Here is a 16460-nt window from a genome sequence, read left to right as displayed (position 1 = left end):
TCAGCTCATTCAGGCCGCGTGCGCCTGCTTGTCGGCCAGCAGCGCATGGATGGCCGAAGCATCGCGCGTGCCGCGAATCTTGGCCACCGTGTCGGGGTCGCGCAGCACCCGCGCGATGCGCGACAGCGCCTTCAGGTGATCGGCGCCGGCGCCTTCTGGCGCCAGAAGCAGAAACACCAGGTCGACCGGCTGGTCGTCCAGTGCCTCGAATTCAACCGGGGCCTCCAGCCGGGCGAAAACACCCGTGATGCGCTTGACCCCGGCAAGCTTGCCGTGGGGAATGGCGATACCGTTGCCCACCCCGGTCGACCCCAGGCGCTCACGCTGCAGGATGGTGTCGAACACTTCCCGCTCCGTGAGGCCGGTGATGGCCGCCGCCCGCTCCGCGAGCAATTGCAGAAGCTGTTTCTTGGAATTCGCCTTCAAGGTCGGCATGATCGCCTGCACCTCGATCAGATCGCTCAGATCCATGCCCAATATCCTTTCCCTGACCGATCGGCCGAACCCCAATCCGGTGCTTCGGTCAGAAGACTTTGTTTATCCCTGCGCGATTTTCGTCGTCGAAGGGTCAATCCACCCGATATTGCCGTCAGGCCTCCTGTAGACGATATTGATCTGCTCGTTCCCAGCATTGCGAAACACGAAAACCGGGGTGTCCTTGGTGTCGAGCTCGATCACCGCCGACGCCACCGACATGGTCTTCAGGACCATGGTCGATTCGGCGACGATTGCCGGAGCGTAGTCCTCCGGCAGCTCTTCCTCGTCTTCGGCGAGCGGCGCCACCACCGCGTAGGCAATGTCGACCGGGTTGCCGTTGACTGTGCCCGGATAGTGCGACTTCAGCCGCCTCTTGTAGCGGCGCAGGCGTTTTTCCAGGCGCTCGGCGGCTGCCTCGAAGGCTGCGACCGGCTCCTGGGCCTCGCCCGCTGCCTGCAGCGACACACCCGAATGAAGCCGGACCAGGCAATCGGCCGAGAAGCGCGCGGCAGATTTCACAACTGTTATCTGCCCGGAAAAACCGCCGTCGAAATACTTGCCAATGGCATCGCCGATGCGCTCCTGGATCCGCGCGCGGAATGCATCGCCGACGTCCATGTGCTTTCCCGAGATGCGTAGAGTCATCCGAAAACCGCCTTCTTGCTCAGACTTCAACTTTGTTCGAGTTTATACCCGTGGCCGGCGCATACAAGGTTCGCGGCGATACCGCGCCGAATTTAAGCCTGAACTATCCGCTTGATCACAAGCCGTCTCCAGACGGAGCTTCTTTCTCCTGGGCAACCGCCCGCTCTTGCCGGCGGGCTTCTAGTCACTTCGCCGGTACTTGTCAATCAAGGCGCAGGTTTGCGGGCATGCGGGGCCCTTGCTAGCGCCCGGCAGCAGCCAGCGCGCGCTTCTCGCGGCGACGCTGGACCGAGGAAGGAATGTTCATGCTTTCCCGATACTTGGCCACCGTGCGCCTGGCTATGTCGATGCCGCCACGCTGCAGGATTTCCACAATCTGATCGTCGGAAAGAACAGCCGCCGGGGCCTCGTCTGAGACGAGCTGCCGGATGCGGTCTCGCACCGCCTCGGCCGAATGTGCATCGCCCTCGCCGACCGAAGCGATGGCGGCGGTGAAGAAATAGCGCAGCTCGAAAGCGCCGCGCGGCGTGAGCATGTATTTGTTGGCGGTAACCCGGCTGACGGTCGATTCATGCATGCCGATCGCCTCTGCCACGGTGCGCAGATTGAGCGGGCGAAGGTGCCTGATGCCATGCACCAGAAAGGCATCCTGTTGGCGCACGATCTCGGACGCGACCTTGAGGATGGTCCGAGCCCGCTGGTCGAGACTGCGCGTCAGCCAGCTGGCGTTCTGGTGGCACTCGGTCAGGAAATCCTTCTCGCCCTGGCTTCTCGCCGACTTCGCAACCCTGGCGTAATAGACATTGTCGACAAGCACCCGCGGAAGCGCATCGGGATTGAGCTCCACGCTCCAGCTGCCGTCGCTTGCGGCACGCACCTCGACGTCGGGCACGATGGTTTCGACGCGGCCGCCCGAATAGGCCATGCCGGGCCGCGGGTCGAGATGGCGGATCTCGGCCATCATCTCGACCAGGTCTTCCTCGTCGACGCCGCAGAGTTTTTTCAGGCTTTGAAAGTCGCGTCGGGCAAGCAGCTCCAGGTTACCCACCAGGGCCTGCATCGCCGGATCGAAGCGGTCGCGGCGGGCAAGCTGCAATCCGAGACACTCCGCAAGGTCGCGCGCGAAAATGCCGGCCGGTTCAAAGCCCTGGCAGGCTTTCAGCACCTCCAGCACCGCGTGCGGCTCCAGCCCGAGCCTGACGGCTATCTCCTCGACGTCGCCGCGCATGTACCCGGCCTCATCGAGCGCATCGGCCAGGTCGCGCGCAACCAGGCGAGCGCTGGGATCCAGGAATGCGAAGGCAATCTGCTCCTCGACGTGGTCGCGCAGCGTGACCACTGCAGGCAGCACGTCCTCGAAGTCGAAATCGCTCGCGGATGCCTCCGCGCCGCCACCAGCCGACTTCCACTGCGCCGCAAGGTCGGGCCCCAGCCTGTCTGCAACGCCCGGATCGTCGGGAAACACGTTTTCCAGCGAGGTGTCCATCTGCTGCGAAATGGCTTCCGCGCTCAACAGCGTGTGCTCGTCGCCCTGGTCCTGCTGCGGAAGCGCAACCTCCGGCGGCTCCGCCAATTCGCCGGCGGTGTCATGCGGCTCCGCCCACTCGAGAAGAGGGTTGCGCTCGATCTCATCTTCCACGAACCGCTCGAGTTCGAGATGGGTCATCTGCAGCAGCCGGATCGACTGCATGAGCTGCGGCGTCATCGTCAACGACTGCGACTGCCGAAGCTGCAATTTGGCCCCGAGTGCCATCACCCTTGAACTCTTGTCCGCCTTTGTCTGCCAGTCAATTGAAACTGGCACGTCCTTTGCTTGTCAAGGCAGAGGGTGGCACGAAAGGCTTACAATAAATGTAACGATGGCCCCATTTTCGACGCGGAAACCTCTCGCGCCATAAGCACGGACACGGGCCTAGAGCGTAAATCCTTCGCCCAGATAGAGCCTTCGCACGTCCTGGTCGGCAACGATGTCGGCGGCCGAGCCGTGCTTCAGGATTTCACCGGCGTGGATGATATAGGCACGGTCGATGAGGCCCAGCGTCTCGCGCACATTGTGGTCGGTGATCAGCACGCCGATGCCGCGCTTGGTCAGATGCCGGACCAGTTGCTGGATGTCGGAAACGGCGATCGGGTCCACGCCCGCGAAAGGCTCGTCCAGCAGCATGTAGTTGGGGCGGCTGGCCAGCGCCCGCGCGATCTCAAGCCGCCGCCGCTCGCCGCCCGACAAGGCAATCGCTGGCGACTTTCGCAGATGCGTGATGTGGAATTCGTCGAGCAGGGCGTCGAGGCTGCGCTCGCGCTCCTTGCGGCTCTTTTCCACCACTTCCAGCACCGCGCGGATATTGTTTTCAACGCTCAAGCCGCGAAAGATCGACGCTTCCTGCGGCAGGTAGCCGACGCCCAGGCGCGCCCGGCGATACATCGGCATGGACGAGACGTCGAAACCATCGATTTCGATCGAACCCTTGTCGACCGGCACCAGACCCGTGACCATGTAGAAACAGGTGGTCTTTCCGGCGCCGTTGGGCCCCAGAAGCCCTACCGCCTCGCCAGCGCGCACGCCCAGTGAAACGCCGTTGACGACAGTGCGGCCCTTATAGGCCTTGGTCAGTCCCTTGGCGATCAGCGTGCCTTTGAGGCCGGCCGTATCCTTTCGCACGGCAGGCGCCGCGGGAGACGACCGAAGGCGCCCGGAAAGGCGCGACATTAGCGAGGTGCTCTGCTGCATTACTGGTTTTGGCTTCCGGACACCGAACCGGGCGTGATCGACATCATGACGCGGCCGCTGCCCGCCTCACCCTTCTTGCAGCCTTCGACCTGCGCCTGGCCGGACTGCATCTGCACGGTCAGCTTGCAGCCGACGAGAACATTGGTGCCTTCGGACAGGACCACTTCCTTGCCGGAAAGCACCAGCACTTCGGTCTTCATGTCGAAGGTGCCGCGATCGCCGGTGGCAACCTGCGTATTCGACTTCACGTAAACCTTGTCGTCCACCTCCAGCCGGTCGATGTTGGCCGAGCCGGTGGCGGCCGATCCGTCGCCGCCCTTGACGTAATAGACCGTCATCTTGCCGGCCTTGAGCAGGGTCGGCCCCTGGACCACCGTCACATTGCCGCTGAAGACAGCGACGTTGTCTGCCTCGCGGACTTCGAGCTTGTCGCTTTCGATCTGGATCGGCTCCTTGCCGGAGAGGCTGAGGCCGGTCAGCGCGCTCTGCATCCTGCTGTTCTCCGCAACAGCCTGCACGGGCGCCATAGCCAGGAGCGCCAGTCCCAAAGCCGCGCGAAGCGGCAGCCGCACATCACTGAACCACATACTGGTCTCCGCTCGCGTCCTGTTCAGCCTTCACACGGCTGGGGTCGATGTTCATGCGTACACGCTTCTCGAACACCAAAACCTTACCGTTTTCAAGGATCGTCATCGAATCCGAGGTAATCTTGGCACCCGTGAGCTGAATATCTACCGGATCGTCAGTCTTCATCCCGCCCTTGCCCATGTCCAGATGGGCCGACTTTAGCTTCACCGACATGCCGTTGCCGGTCTTGATCGTCATGGCGCTCGTGATGTCGAGCGTATTCTTGTCGCGATCATAGACGCCGCGCGGCGCGTCAACCAGGGCCCAGTTGTCGGCATCGATCGGCAATTGGGCGGCGATACCTTCCAACTCGACGATGCCTTCGTTCTTGAAATCCTGGATCGCCCGCGACGCCGTGACCTTGTAGGGACGGTTGTCCTTGGTGAAACCGTCAAGCTTAGGGTTTGCCATCACGAGCTTGCCGTCGGAATAGGCGGAGCCATCGGTGGAGATGGCCACGGCCGCCGGCTTCACTACATAGGAATAGCCGACGAAGCCGAGCGCCATCAGCACCGCGAGAACCGGCAGCGCACCTTTCAGCCAGCGCACGCGAAGCGAATGCCGGCGCGCACGCTCAAACGCGGCCCCAAGCTGCACGTTTGTGGCTGTCGACGGGCCGGCCGAATTGAGGTGGCCGCTGGTCGTTTCAATCGGTCGCGCCAATATTCTGCCTTCCATGCCGGCTGCGACTCCGGCTTCAGTTGTCGTCGCGAATAGTCCGAACCGCGCGGGGGCAGGACCAAACGATAAAAAGCCACGAAATTGTGGCTCTACATTTAAATCTTTTCCGCCTGCGGCGAAAGGCCGACAGGCTGTATTTGGGCAGAGTTGCTCGACATGAACCGAATACACTGCGGCAACTCGATTCATCATCCCATATGTCGGGCGCGGAACCACCTGCAGCCCCGCAGGTTACACGCCAATATGGTTACATTTGGGTAAAGATGTGAGCCATGCGCGCTGCACGGCTTGCCAGGCGGGAACGACGGCGCGATGAAAGGGTAGCGGCGGGCACCTGCATGGACTAGAAGCCGATAGGCCAGAGACAACGGGGCAGTATGGTAATGAGAGCTGACGACATGATCGACCGCCGCCATCTGCGGCGCAAGCTTACCTTCTGGCGCGTTGCCGCCCTCTTGATCGCCGCCATCGGCATCGCAGCCGCGTCGACGTGGCTTTACGGCGACGAACTGGGCACCGCGACCAATCACATCGCCAAGGTGAAGATCGAGGGCACGATCGTCGAAAGCGACGAACTGCTCCAGCGCCTGGAGAAGATCCGCAAATCGAAATCGGTGAAAGGCGTGATCCTGTCCATCGATTCGCCGGGCGGGACCACCGCGGGCGGCGAAGCGATCTTCGACGCGGTGCGCAGGATCGCAGATGAGAAGCCGGTGGTGGCCCAGGTGGGCGCGCTTGCGGCTTCGGCCGGCTACATGGTCGCCAGCGCCACGGAACATATCGTGGCGCGCCAGACCTCGATCGTCGGCTCGATCGGCGTTCTGGTGCAATATCCCGACATCAGCGGCCTGATGGACAAGCTCGGCGTGAAGCTGGAAGAGATCAAGTCCTCGCCGCTCAAGGCCGAGCCCTCGCCGTTCAAGCCGACCTCGGACGAGGCCCGCGCCATGATCCGCTCGATGATCCTGGACAGCTACAACTGGTTCATCGGCCTTGTGCAGGAACGCCGGCCCCTTACGCACGAGCAGGTGATGGCTCTCGCCGACGGTTCGGTCTTCACCGGCAGGCAGGCGCTGGAGAAGAAGCTGGTGGACGAGCTCGGCGGCGAGCACGAGGCGGTGCAATGGCTGTCGTCCAAGGGCGTGGACAAGAAGCTCAAGGTCATCGAGTGGAAGCCGACCCGAAGCGGCGCAAGCCTGTTGCTCGACAGCTCGCTCGGCCAGGCCGTGAGCCGCGCCCTTGGCGTGCCCAACCCTGGCGACGACATCATCCGCAAGATCGGCGCCGAGCGCTTGTTCCTTGACGGTCTCGTATCGCTCTGGCACCCTTGAAGCTTGGCCGGACGGCGTAAAAGCGAATAAAATCATCCGCATACAATTTCAGCAAACCATAGGCGGGGACCGCGCTCATGATCAAATCCGAACTTGTGCAGATCATTGCCTCTCGCAATCCGCATCTGTTTTTGCGAGACGTCGAAAATATCGTGAACGCGATTTTCGACGAGATCACGGATGCTCTGGCCGAGGGCAATCGCGTTGAACTGCGCGGCTTCGGAGCCTTCTCGGTGAAGAACCGTCCGGCGCGCATGGGCCGCAACCCCCGCACCGGCGACTCGGTCGAGGTGGAAGAGAAGTGGGTTCCCTTCTTCAAGACCGGCAAGGAGCTTCGCGAAAGGCTGAACGCCAGCAAGTAGGTGCGCGTGCGCACTCCGAACGTGCCGGCCTGATTGGAATAAGACATGCTCAATCGCTTCCTGATCATCGTGCTCTTCGTGCCGCTCGCCGTCGTCCTGATCGCGCTGGCGGTGGCGAACCGCGCACCGGTGGCCTTCACGCTGGACCCGTTCAACCCCGGCAACCCCGGCCTGACCATGCAGGCACCGCTTTTCGTGCTGCTGTTTGCCGCCCTGGCGCTGGGCATGGTCGTTGGCGCGATCGTCACCTGGTTCAAGCAGGGGCGCTACCGCAAGCTGGCGCGGTTGCGCGGACAGGAATTGCAGATCCGGGGCGAGGATACGTCCCACCATCGGGCTGACAGGACCGGCCTTCCGGCCGCCTGAAACCCGCGGGCCACGGCCTGCTCGATCGACGAGGTGCAGCTATGCAGATGATTTCGGCCGCCGAGGTCGACAAGGCCCTGACCTTTCCGGGACTTGTCGATACGCTGAGACAGGCCTTTCGCGAAGGCGCAATCCAGCCGGTTCGACATCACCATGCGGTCGAGCGGCCGACAGGGGCGGCCACAACGCTACTGCTGATGCCCGCCTGGAGCGATTTCAATGCGGGCGTCAGCGGCAACGGCCATATCGGCGTGAAGATCGTGACAGTTTCGCCCGACAACAACACGATCGGAAAGCCTGCGGTCATGGGGCTCTACCTGCTGCTCGACGGCACCACGGGCGAACCGCAGGCGCTGATCGACGGGCAGCGCATTACGCAATGGCGCACGGCCTGCGCCTCCGCGCTGGCTGCCAGCTATCTCGCACGCGAGGACGCTTCGCGGCTGCTGATCGTGGGCGCCGGCGCGCTGGCACCGTTCCTGGCCCAGGCACATGCGGCGGTGCGGCCGATCACGCAGGTCAGGATCTGGAACCGTACCCACGCCAACGCGGACGCCGTCGCGGCCGAGTTGCGCGCAAAGGGCTTCGACGCCGCCGCGGTGCAGGACCTCGACGGAGCAGTCGCGGAAGCCGACATCGTCTCCTGCGCCACCATTTCGACCACGCCCCTGATCAAGGGCGCGCTGCTCAGGCCCGGCACGCATCTCGACCTGGTCGGCGCCTTCACGCCCGAGATGCGCGAAAGCGATGACGACGCGATCCGCCGCGCCCGCGTCTATGTCGACACCCGCGCCGGCGCGACCAAGGAGGCCGGCGACATTGTGCAGCCTTTGGCTTCGGGCGTGCTCAAGCCCGAGGAGATCGTGGCCGATTTGCACGAACTGGCTCGCGGCCAGAAGCAGGGTCGCCGGAGCGCAGACGAAATCACGCTGTTCAAGTCGGTCGGTGCGGCGTTGGAGGATCTTGCCGCCGGCATTGCGGTTTACGAAAGCCGGCCGAAGTCGAGCTAGTCGCCAAGCCTCGCGGTCATGAGGTAACGTGATGCGAATACCTCCTGTCACTTTCTATCTTTCACTGCTTGCGGCCGTGGTTGCCGCGCTCAGCCTCGGACCCTCCTTCGCCCACGTGCTGGAAGCGGAGCCGCGGCTGATGGCCTGGTCTGCCGAACTGTGGCGCGAAACGACGGTCTTCAACCGCCAGTTCTGGCTGTTCGCCGCAGTGGGCGCGCCGCTCGATCTGGCTGCCATCGTCCTGCCGGCGTGTCTGGTCCTTCTTCTCCGAGGGGACGGGCCAGCCTCACGCTTTGCAGCGTCGGCCGCGGCGCTCTATGCCCTTGCTCTTGGCGCGTGGCTCGCTCTGGTCGCGCCCGCCAACGCCGAACTCGCCACATGGATCAGAGGGGCCGCGCTGCCCGAGAATTTCGATGCCGTTCGCCTGCGCTGGGAAACCGGGCATATGATCGTGGCCGCGTTCAAGCTTGCCGGCTTCGTCGCGCTCATGGTCGCACTTCTGTCCATCGCCCGGCATCTACGAGCAGCCTGAAGGCTGTAGTTTTGTTGCGCCGCGGGGTGGGCTGTGGCAGAAGCGCGGCTGCCAAATCTGGAGTGTGAATGAAACCCTCGCGTGACAAACGCCGCGACAAGCGCCAGCAGCCCGATCGCACGTCGCAGCCGGTAGCGCGCGGCGAACGACCGGCCGTGCCGCGCCGCGCCGCTGAAAAGCCGGAACCACAGGCCGCGCCCGAGCCCACGGCGCCGGTGCGCAAGCTCGTGCGCCGCGAAGGCGCGCTGCCGGCCGAGCGACTACCGGTGATCCTCGAAGTTGCGCCCAATGACGACTACGCCCTGCTCGATAGCGGCAATGGCGAAAAGCTGGAGCAATACGGCCCCTATCGCATCGTGCGCCCCGAGGGCCAGGCGATCTGGCAGCGCGCGCTGCCGGCCAAGGAATGGAACAATGTCGATGCCGTCTTCACCGGCGACACCGACGAAGAAGGCATGGGCCGCTGGCGCTTTCCGAAGACGCCGCTCGGAGAGACATGGCCGATGCGCCATGACGGCATCGACTATCTCGGGCGCTTCACCTCGTTCCGCCATGTCGGCGTGTTTCCCGAGCAGGCCTCGCACTGGGACCACATGGCCGGGCTGATCCGCGACGCGAGGCGCCCGGTGAAGGTGCTGAACCTGTTCGGCTATACGGGCCTCGCCTCGCTGGTGGCCGCGCGCGCCGGCGCGGAAGTGACCCATGTCGACGCCTCGAAAAAGGCCATCGGCTGGGCGCGCGAGAACCAGCTTATGGCCGGCCTTGGCGACAAGCCGATCCGCTGGATCTGCGAAGACGCGATGAAGTTTGCCGAGCGCGAGGAGCGGCGCGGCAACGCCTACGACATCATCCTGTTTGATCCGCCGGCCTATGGGCGCGGGCCGAAAGGCGAGGTGTGGCAGCTGTTCGAGGACCTGCCGGCGCTGACCGACATCTGCCGCTCGATCCTGACGCCGAAGCCGCTTGCGGTGGTGCTGACGGCCTACTCCATCCGCGCCTCCTTCTTCGCCATCCATGCGCTGATGCGCGACACCTTCGCCGGCATGGGCGGGGTGGTGGAATCGGGCGAGCTCATCATCCGCGAAAAGTCTGCCGGCCGGGCGCTTTCGACCTCTCTCTTCTCACGGTGGCTGGCAAAATGACCGAGCATCGCGCGCCCGGACGGGTGAAGGAAGTCACCAGCCTCGCCAATCCTCTGGTCAAGGACATCAAGGCGCTGGCGCTGAAGAAATTCCGCGACCAGCAGAACGCCTTCATGGCCGAGGGTCTGAAGCTTGTCATCGACGCGCTCGACCTCGGCTGGTCGATCAAGACGTTGATCTTCGCCAAGGCCGGTCTCGGCAACCCGACGATCGAGAAGGTTGCGGCGCGCACGGTTGCCGCCGGCGGAACGGTTCTGGAAGTCTCCGAAAAGGTGCTGACCTCGATCACCCGGCGCGACAACCCGCAGATGGTGGTGGGCGTCTTCGCGCAACGCTACATGCCGCTCAAGGACATCCGGCCGAAGCACGGTGACGTTTGGGTGGCGCTCGACCGCGTGCGCGACCCCGGCAATCTCGGCACCGTCATCCGCACCGTGGATGCGGTGGGCGCCAAGGGCGTCATCCTGGTGGGCGAGACCACCGATCCGTTTTCGCTGGAGACCGTGCGCGCCACCATGGGCTCCATCTTCGCAGTTCCCGTAGCCAAGGCTACGGCCGAGGCGTTTCTGGCCTGGCGCAAGAATTTCCCCGGCCTCGTCGTCGGCACGCATCTGAAAGGATCCGTGGACTACCGCACCGTCGATTTCTCGGGAAAACCGGTCGTGCTGATGATGGGCAACGAACAGCAGGGCTTGCCGGATACGCTGGCCGAAAGCTGCGACCGGCTGCTGCGCATTCCGCAGGCCGGCCGCGCCGACTCGCTCAACCTGGCGGTGGCCACCGGCGTCATGCTCTACGAGATTCGGCGCGGCGCGCTGAAGCTTGAAGCGGGAGGCGGCGCGTGACCTGGAGATCGCTGCTGCCTTACGGCCTGCTCGCCGCAATCGCCATAGCCATAGACCAGTGGATCAAGCTGCTGGTCGAAACCGAGCTTTTCATGCATGAAAAGGTCGACATCCTGCCGTTTCTGGCGCTTTACCGCACCTACAACACCGGCGTGGCCTTCTCCATGTTCTCCTCGATCGGCGACAAGGGGCTGATCCTCGTCTCGCTCGCGGTCATCGCCTTCGTGCTCTATCTGGCGTTTCGCACCGGCCCCGGGCAGGTGCTGTCGCGGGTCGGCTTCGCCCTGATCATCGGCGGCGCGATTGGCAATCTCATCGACCGCGCCGTCTATGGCCACGTGATCGACTATATCCTCTTCCACACGCCGGTCTGGTCGTTCGCGATCTTCAATCTGGCCGATGCTTTCATATCTGTCGGCGCCGGCTTCGTGCTGCTGGAAGAACTGTTCGGCTGGCGGCGCAGCAAGGCGGCCTCGCACGATTGATTTTGCGGGGCGCACGTCGCAAAGTCGGTCCAAATCGACCAGCGCTGCACGGAGCCCCGCAATGTCCGACACCTTCAGGGCCATCCTGATCATCCGCGACGAGGCCAAGAACCAGTCGGTGGCCGTGACCGAGATTTCCGAGGCCGACCTGATGGAAGGCGACGTCACGGTGGCTGTGGACGCAACCACGGTGAACTACAAGGACGGGCTGGCGATCACCGGCAAGGCCCCTGTGGTGCGGCGCTTCCCCATGATTCCCGGCGTCGATTTCGCCGGAACGGTATTGTCCTCCTCGCACCCCGACTGGAAGGAGGGCGACAGGGTCATCCTCAATGGCTGGGGCGTGGGTGAGACCCATTTCGGCGCCTATGCCGCCAAGGCGCGCGTGAAGGGCGACTGGCTGGTTCCCCTGCCCGAGGGCATGAGCGCGGCAACTGCGATGGCGATCGGCACCGCCGGTTACACGGCGATGCTGTCGGTGATGGCGCTGGAGCGCCACGGCCTGACGCCGGATCGCGGCCCCATGATCGTCACCGGCGCGGCCGGCGGCGTCGGCTCCGTGGCCGTCGCGCTTCTGTCCAAGCTAGGCTACCACGTCATCGCTTCGACCGGGCGGCCTGCGGAAAGCGGCTACCTGCATGATCTTGGTGCCGCCGAAATCATTGCCCGCGAAGAGCTTTCCGGCCCCGCCAAGCCACTCAACAAGGAGCGCTGGGCGGGCGGCATCGACGCGGTCGGCAGCCACACGCTGGCCAACGTGCTGTCGATGACCTCCTATGGCGGTGCGATCGCCGCCTGCGGGCTCGCGCAAGGCATGAACCTGCCCGGCAGTGTCGCCCCCTTCATCCTGCGTGGCGTTTCGCTGCTCGGCATCGACTCGGTCATGGCGCCAAAGGAACTGCGCCTGGAGGCCTGGCAGCGCCTTGCCACTGATCTCGACCACGCCAAGCTGGAAAAGCTCACAACCTGGATCGGCTTCGACGACATCATCCAGGCTGCCCACGACATTGTCGATGGCAAGATCAGGGGACGGGTCGTCGTCGCGATGTAGCTGCCGGAGGGTTTCATCCTGACTTGGAAATGCTCTAAGCCACAGAAATCCCGGGCTATTCCGTCGGACCGATACAATTCGAACTTTCACTCCAAGGCTTCCCTAAGGCTTGGCCCTTATGGTTGCGGCATGGAGACCGATTCCATCGATTTCGAGCTGAACCAAGGCGAAACGGCCCTGCGCGAGCAGTTGCCGCGCGGCTTGGCGCGCCGCCAGCTGACGCCGCCGCCGCTGGCGCCTGACCTGCAAAGGAAGCGCGTGGCGCCTGGCCTTGGCGGCGCCCTCATCCTTTCCTCGCTCATCTGTTCGGTCATCGCCTGGCTGACCGGCGCTCCCGGCGTGGTCAGCCTTGGGCTGTTGGGGTTCAGCACGGCCGGGCTGGCGCTCGCTGCCGCATATTATGCCGGCAAGAGCGCGGCACGCGCCTCCCCCGACGCAATGCAGGAACAGGCCAGGATGGAGGTTCTGGCCGACCGCATGTGGGAGTTGCAGGAGAACGAGGAGCGCTTCCACGGCCTTATCGATGCGCTTGGCGACCTCGTCATCCATCGCGACCGCGATGGCCGCATCGTCTATGCAAACAAGGTTTTCGCCGATCTGGTGGGGCTGGACAGGGCGCAGATTTCCGGCCGCATGCTTGCCGATCTGGGCGTCGAGATCGGCCTGGTGCCGGACGCCGCCTTTGCCAGCGGCGAATGCCTGAGTTCCACCGACGTTGCCATCAACGCGCCGGGCGGAACGCGCTGGTTTTCGTGGATCGAGCTTTCGGTACGCGACAATGAGGGCGACACGGTGTCCCATCGCGCGATCGCCCGCGACATCACCGCCCGCAAGCGTGCGGAGGCCGCACTGATCCATGCGCGTGAGCGCGCCGAACACGCCAGCCAGGCCAAGTCCCGCTTCCTGGCCACGGTGAGCCATGAAATCCGCACGCCGATGAACGGTATCATCGGCATGGCCACGCTGCTGGCCGACACCGCGCTTTCGCCCGAACAACGCACCTATGTCAGCGCCGTTTCAACATCGGCCGGCGCGCTCCTGGCGTTGATCGAGGACCTGCTCGACTATTCCAAGATCGAGGCGGGGCGCTTCGAGCCAGAGCCGCAGCCGATGTCGCCGCGCGAGATCGCGGAAAACGTGGTGGAACTGCTGGCCGCGCGCGCCTTCGCCAAGGGCATCGGCCTCGGCTGCCATGTCTCGCCCGACGTGCCGCAGGTCATCACCGCAGATCCCGGCCGCGTGCGGCAGGTGCTGCTGAACCTGATCGGCAATGCAGTGAAATTCACTGACGAGGGCGGCGTGCTGGTCAGTGTCACGATCGTGCCGGGCGAAAAATCCGACATGCTGCGCTTCGCCGTCACCGACACCGGCACCGGGCTTGGCGAAACGGACCTGGAGCGCATCTTCGGCGAATTCGAGCAGGCCGACAGCACCTCGACCCGCGCGCATGGCGGCGCCGGGCTGGGCCTTGCCATATCCAGGGGCATCGTGCGCTCGATGGGCGGCGAGATCGAGGTCACCAGCGAACAGGGCAAGGGCTCTGAATTTTCCTTCACCATCCCGGCGGCCGAGGCGGTTCACGGCGACAATGGTCGCGGCGAGGCGCTTGCTGGCCGCCGCGCGGTCATGCTGGCTGCCAACAGGATCGAGGCCGAGGCGATCGCGCGCACAATCGCGGCCCATGGCGGCACGATGCAGGTGGCGGAAACGTCCGAGCAGGCCGCGACGCTTTCCGAAGGGTGCGACACGCTGCTGGTCGATGCCGCGTTGGAAAATGCCGACGGAGATATGCTGAAGCGCCTGCGCCGCGCAGGTTTCACTACCTGCGAAGCAATCATAGTGATCGCCCCCAACGAGCGTGGCATGCTGGGCGATTTCCGGCGCAATGGCTATTCGACCTTCCTGGCACGGCCGGTACGCGGCGAAACGCTGCTGCGCGTCCTGCTTTCGGGAATGGCCGCGCCTTCGGCCCTCACGGTCTCGTCACGCCCGAAAGGCAGCGAACCGTCGAAGCCGGACGAACCGGAACTGTCGATCCTGATCGCCGAGGACAACGACATCAACGCATTGCTGGCCCGCGTCACCTTGCTCAAGGCGGGCCACAAGGTCGACGTAGTCGGCAATGGCAGGGCCGCCGTGGAAGCCGTGACCAGCGGCACGACGCGCTACGACATCGTGCTGATGGACCTGCACATGCCGATCATGGACGGTCTCGACGCGATCGCCGCCATCCGCCGCCACGAGGAAGAAACCACTGCCGCGCCAGTACCGATCATGGTTCTTTCGGCCGACAGCCAGGAAAAGACCCGGCACACTGTGCTGGCGCATGGCGCGACCGGTTTCGTGACCAAGCCGCTCGATCCCGACGCGCTGGTCCGAACGGTTGCGGAACAGGCCGCAGGCTGATCGAAGCCGGGACGGCTTCGCAACATTGGCGGGTGCTCGGTCGCCCAACGATCTGCTGCCCCAAATTTGCCCGGCCAGGCTGATGAAGCTACAGTCACACTTCTGTTGCACGGACTTTTTATTCTGCTGCATGTGAGCAAGCTCGAAGGAGAATTAGCCATGCAGACCGCGATGCTCGAGCGTCACCGCCCCTCCGGCGCACATGACGGCGCGGCATACGAAAGCGAGCTTCTCGGCCGCATCGGTACGCTGGAAGTGCGCCTGGCCCGCGATGCCGGCGAGATCGCCGTGGCTCAGGAAATCCGCTACCGGGTGTTTTATGACGAACTCGGCGCCAGGCAGAGCGCTCTCCACGCGATGGAGCGCCGCGACGCCGATCGCTTCGATGCCATCTGCGACCACCTGCTGGTGATCGACAGCGCCCTTCCCGGCCCCATGCACAAGCGCATCGTCGGCACATACCGGCTGCTCAGGCAGGAGGCCGCGATCGCCGCCGGCGGCTTCTACTCGGAAGACGAGTTCGAACTGAAGGGCCTCGTAGGCCGCCACCCCGGCCGCCGCTTCCTTGAGCTGGGCCGCTCCTGCGTGCTGGCCGACTACCGCTCCAAGCGCACCATCGAGCTGCTGTGGCAGGGCATCTGGGCCTATGTGCACCGCTACGACATCGATGTCATGGCGGGCTGCGCATCCTTCCACGGCACGGTGCCGGCTGCCCATGCGGAAGCGCTGTCCTATCTGGCGCACAACTGCCGCGCCAAGGGCCCGTGGGAAGTGCGCGCGGTGCCGGGTCGCTACTGCGACATGGACATGATGCCGAATGAGGCCATCAACCTGAAGTCGGCCATCATGGCCATGCCGCCGCTCATCAAGGGCTATCTGCGGCTGGGCGCCCGCATCGGCGACGGCTGCGTGGTCGATGAGGACTTCCATACGGTCGACGTATTCGTGGTCCTGCCGGTCGAGGAAATCAACGCCCGCTACATCAACTACTACGGCAGCGACGCGCAGCGTTTCGCCGCCTGACAACCCTTCAGGGGATGTCCTCGGGCCGGCGGCCGGGCCGGCTCCTGTAGGCGGGAAACGTCCAGCCGAACTTCAGCGCGCCGCCGCGAACCAGAAAGGCGGCCAGGAATGCAACCACGGCGGACACCGTCGCCGATGTGCCGAACAGTCCTGCAAGGATGAACACGCCTGCGCCGACCAGCGCAGCCGTCACGTAGATTTCCGGCCTCAGAAGAACGGAAGGCTCGCCGCCCAGCAAATCGCGCAGAATACCGCCGAAGGTCGCGGTGAGCGTGCCGGTGATGATGGCGACCGTGAAGGAGCCGGTCACGGCCAGCCCCTTTGCCGCCCCCATCACCGAGTAAGCCGACATGCCCAGCGCATCGAGCCACAGCAGCAGCTTGTAGCGCGACTCGACGAGGTGGGCGGTGAAGAACACGATGGCGGCAATGGCCGCGCTGACCAGCACATAGTTGGGATTGCGGACCCAGAACACCGGCGTGCCGAGGATGAGGTCGCGAAACGTGCCGCCGCCGATGCCGGTGACGCTTGCCAGAAACAGGAAGCCGATGATGTCGAGTTGCTTGCGCGAGGCGGCGAGCGCGCCGGTGGCGGCAAAAACCGCCACGCCGGCGTAGTCGAGAAGCTGTAGTGCTGTCATGCCGTCAGCCCCGAATGCGGAGCGACGGACGCCGAGCGCAGCCGGCCCGACGTCGTTCCCCTCGCCGTCACCATGCTCGATCCCGCGCTTTCACGCAATGTCCGGGATC

General features: G+C 64.4%; 18 protein-coding genes. 11 read left to right on the top strand and 7 right to left on the bottom strand.

The features are described from left to right. Positions 1-9 precede the first annotated feature (9 nt). The 6 genes from ptsN to lptC all read right to left on the bottom strand — a co-directional run bounded on the left by ptsN (position 10) and on the right by lptC (position 5350). Complete coding sequence (ptsN, locus tag ABLE86_RS15625; protein WP_348779872.1) at positions 10-471, bottom strand: PTS IIA-like nitrogen regulatory protein PtsN; 462 nt, start codon at positions 469-471, stop codon at positions 10-12. A gap of 66 nt (positions 472-537) precedes the next feature. After that, the gene (gene raiA, locus ABLE86_RS15620) at positions 538-1122 is read right to left on the bottom strand and encodes a ribosome-associated translation inhibitor RaiA (protein WP_348779871.1); all 585 of its coding nucleotides are present in this window, start codon (positions 1120-1122) and stop codon (positions 538-540) included. 241 nt (positions 1123-1363) lie between these two features. After that, positions 1364-2875 (bottom strand): RNA polymerase factor sigma-54, encoded by a 1512-nt coding sequence (gene rpoN, locus ABLE86_RS15615; protein ID WP_348779870.1) that lies wholly within the window; start codon positions 2873-2875, stop codon positions 1364-1366. Between the two features lie 159 nt (positions 2876-3034). Further along, positions 3035-3850 carry an LPS export ABC transporter ATP-binding protein gene (lptB, locus tag ABLE86_RS15610; RefSeq protein ID WP_348779869.1) on the bottom strand — a complete coding sequence of 272 codons (816 nt, stop codon included), beginning with the start codon at positions 3848-3850 and terminating at the stop codon, positions 3035-3037. Then, entirely contained in the window at positions 3850-4377 is a 528-nt protein-coding gene (locus ABLE86_RS15605; RefSeq protein ID WP_348779930.1) for an LptA/OstA family protein, read from the bottom strand. Before ABLE86_RS15605 ends, lptB begins: the two co-directional genes overlap by 1 nt. 46 nt (positions 4378-4423) lie before the next feature. Next, the gene (gene lptC / locus ABLE86_RS15600; RefSeq protein ID WP_348779868.1) at positions 4424-5350 is read right to left on the bottom strand and encodes an LPS export ABC transporter periplasmic protein LptC; all 927 of its coding nucleotides are present in this window, start codon (positions 5348-5350) and stop codon (positions 4424-4426) included. Positions 5351-5535: 185 nt separating this feature from the next. Here lptC and sppA point away from each other — a divergent pair, with 185 nt between their 5' ends. The 11 genes from sppA to ABLE86_RS15545 all read left to right on the top strand — a co-directional run bounded on the left by sppA (position 5536) and on the right by ABLE86_RS15545 (position 15711). Next, entirely contained in the window at positions 5536-6489 is a 954-nt protein-coding gene (sppA, locus tag ABLE86_RS15595; protein WP_348779867.1) for a signal peptide peptidase SppA, read from the top strand. 77 nt (positions 6490-6566) lie between these two features. Then, complete coding sequence (locus ABLE86_RS15590) at positions 6567-6851, top strand: integration host factor subunit beta (RefSeq protein ID WP_348779866.1); 285 nt, start codon at positions 6567-6569, stop codon at positions 6849-6851. A 45-nt stretch (positions 6852-6896) separates the two neighbouring features. After that, entirely contained in the window at positions 6897-7217 is a 321-nt protein-coding gene (locus ABLE86_RS15585) for a LapA family protein (RefSeq protein ID WP_348779865.1), read from the top strand. Positions 7218-7258: 41 nt separating this feature from the next. Next, on the top strand, positions 7259-8227 hold the full coding sequence (locus tag ABLE86_RS15580; RefSeq protein WP_348779864.1) for an ornithine cyclodeaminase family protein: 969 nt from the start codon (positions 7259-7261) through the stop codon (positions 8225-8227). A 31-nt stretch (positions 8228-8258) separates the two neighbouring features. Next, positions 8259-8759, top strand: coding sequence for a DUF1772 domain-containing protein (locus ABLE86_RS15575; protein ID WP_348779863.1), 501 nt, complete (start codon positions 8259-8261; stop codon positions 8757-8759). A gap of 68 nt (positions 8760-8827) precedes the next feature. Continuing rightward, positions 8828-9901: a class I SAM-dependent rRNA methyltransferase gene (locus tag ABLE86_RS15570; RefSeq protein WP_348779862.1), complete on the top strand. Its 1074-nt coding sequence runs from the start codon at positions 8828-8830 to the stop codon at positions 9899-9901. Further along, positions 9898-10746 carry an RNA methyltransferase gene (locus ABLE86_RS15565; protein ID WP_348779861.1) on the top strand — a complete coding sequence of 283 codons (849 nt, stop codon included), beginning with the start codon at positions 9898-9900 and terminating at the stop codon, positions 10744-10746. Before ABLE86_RS15570 ends, ABLE86_RS15565 begins: the two co-directional genes overlap by 4 nt. Then, complete coding sequence (lspA, locus tag ABLE86_RS15560) at positions 10743-11231, top strand: signal peptidase II (RefSeq protein WP_348779860.1); 489 nt, start codon at positions 10743-10745, stop codon at positions 11229-11231. The genes ABLE86_RS15565 and lspA overlap by 4 nt, the downstream gene beginning before the upstream one ends. A gap of 61 nt (positions 11232-11292) precedes the next feature. Then, positions 11293-12282, top strand: coding sequence for an MDR family oxidoreductase (locus tag ABLE86_RS15555; protein WP_348779859.1), 990 nt, complete (start codon positions 11293-11295; stop codon positions 12280-12282). A 129-nt stretch (positions 12283-12411) separates the two neighbouring features. Continuing rightward, positions 12412-14688 carry an ATP-binding protein gene (locus ABLE86_RS15550; RefSeq protein ID WP_348779858.1) on the top strand — a complete coding sequence of 759 codons (2277 nt, stop codon included), beginning with the start codon at positions 12412-12414 and terminating at the stop codon, positions 14686-14688. Positions 14689-14859: 171 nt separating this feature from the next. Next, the gene (locus tag ABLE86_RS15545) at positions 14860-15711 is read left to right on the top strand and encodes a GNAT family N-acetyltransferase (RefSeq protein ID WP_348779929.1); all 852 of its coding nucleotides are present in this window, start codon (positions 14860-14862) and stop codon (positions 15709-15711) included. Between the two features lie 7 nt (positions 15712-15718). Here ABLE86_RS15545 and ABLE86_RS15540 read toward each other — a convergent pair whose 3' ends face one another. Continuing rightward, positions 15719-16351 (bottom strand): trimeric intracellular cation channel family protein, encoded by a 633-nt coding sequence (locus ABLE86_RS15540; RefSeq protein ID WP_348779857.1) that lies wholly within the window; start codon positions 16349-16351, stop codon positions 15719-15721. Positions 16352-16460: the final 109 nt, after the last annotated feature.

This window comes from Mesorhizobium sp. KR2-14 (genome assembly GCF_040049255.1).
In the GTDB taxonomy this organism is placed as follows: domain Bacteria; phylum Pseudomonadota; class Alphaproteobacteria; order Rhizobiales; family Rhizobiaceae; genus Pseudaminobacter.
This window is presented reverse-complemented; position numbering and strand designations above follow the sequence as displayed.

Coding starts and splice junctions, on each gene's coding strand:
- sppA (WP_348779867.1), top strand. CDS start 5,536: ATGGTAATGAGAGCTGACGACATGATCGACCGCCGCCATCTGCGGCGC.
- ABLE86_RS15605 (WP_348779930.1), bottom strand. CDS start 4,377: ATGGCGCCCGTGCAGGCTGTTGCGGAGAACAGCAGGATGCAGAGCGCG.
- rpoN (WP_348779870.1), bottom strand. CDS start 2,875: ATGGCACTCGGGGCCAAATTGCAGCTTCGGCAGTCGCAGTCGTTGACG.
- ABLE86_RS15575 (WP_348779863.1), top strand. CDS start 8,259: ATGCGAATACCTCCTGTCACTTTCTATCTTTCACTGCTTGCGGCCGTG.
- ABLE86_RS15570 (WP_348779862.1), top strand. CDS start 8,828: ATGAAACCCTCGCGTGACAAACGCCGCGACAAGCGCCAGCAGCCCGAT.
- ABLE86_RS15555 (WP_348779859.1), top strand. CDS start 11,293: ATGTCCGACACCTTCAGGGCCATCCTGATCATCCGCGACGAGGCCAAG.
- raiA (WP_348779871.1), bottom strand. CDS start 1,122: ATGACTCTACGCATCTCGGGAAAGCACATGGACGTCGGCGATGCATTC.
- ABLE86_RS15585 (WP_348779865.1), top strand. CDS start 6,897: ATGCTCAATCGCTTCCTGATCATCGTGCTCTTCGTGCCGCTCGCCGTC.
- ABLE86_RS15545 (WP_348779929.1), top strand. CDS start 14,860: ATGCTCGAGCGTCACCGCCCCTCCGGCGCACATGACGGCGCGGCATAC.
- ptsN (WP_348779872.1), bottom strand. CDS start 471: ATGGATCTGAGCGATCTGATCGAGGTGCAGGCGATCATGCCGACCTTG.
- ABLE86_RS15580 (WP_348779864.1), top strand. CDS start 7,259: ATGCAGATGATTTCGGCCGCCGAGGTCGACAAGGCCCTGACCTTTCCG.
- ABLE86_RS15565 (WP_348779861.1), top strand. CDS start 9,898: ATGACCGAGCATCGCGCGCCCGGACGGGTGAAGGAAGTCACCAGCCTC.
- ABLE86_RS15590 (WP_348779866.1), top strand. CDS start 6,567: ATGATCAAATCCGAACTTGTGCAGATCATTGCCTCTCGCAATCCGCAT.
- ABLE86_RS15550 (WP_348779858.1), top strand. CDS start 12,412: ATGGAGACCGATTCCATCGATTTCGAGCTGAACCAAGGCGAAACGGCC.
- lptC (WP_348779868.1), bottom strand. CDS start 5,350: ATGATGAATCGAGTTGCCGCAGTGTATTCGGTTCATGTCGAGCAACTC.
- ABLE86_RS15540 (WP_348779857.1), bottom strand. CDS start 16,351: ATGACAGCACTACAGCTTCTCGACTACGCCGGCGTGGCGGTTTTTGCC.
- lptB (WP_348779869.1), bottom strand. CDS start 3,850: ATGCAGCAGAGCACCTCGCTAATGTCGCGCCTTTCCGGGCGCCTTCGG.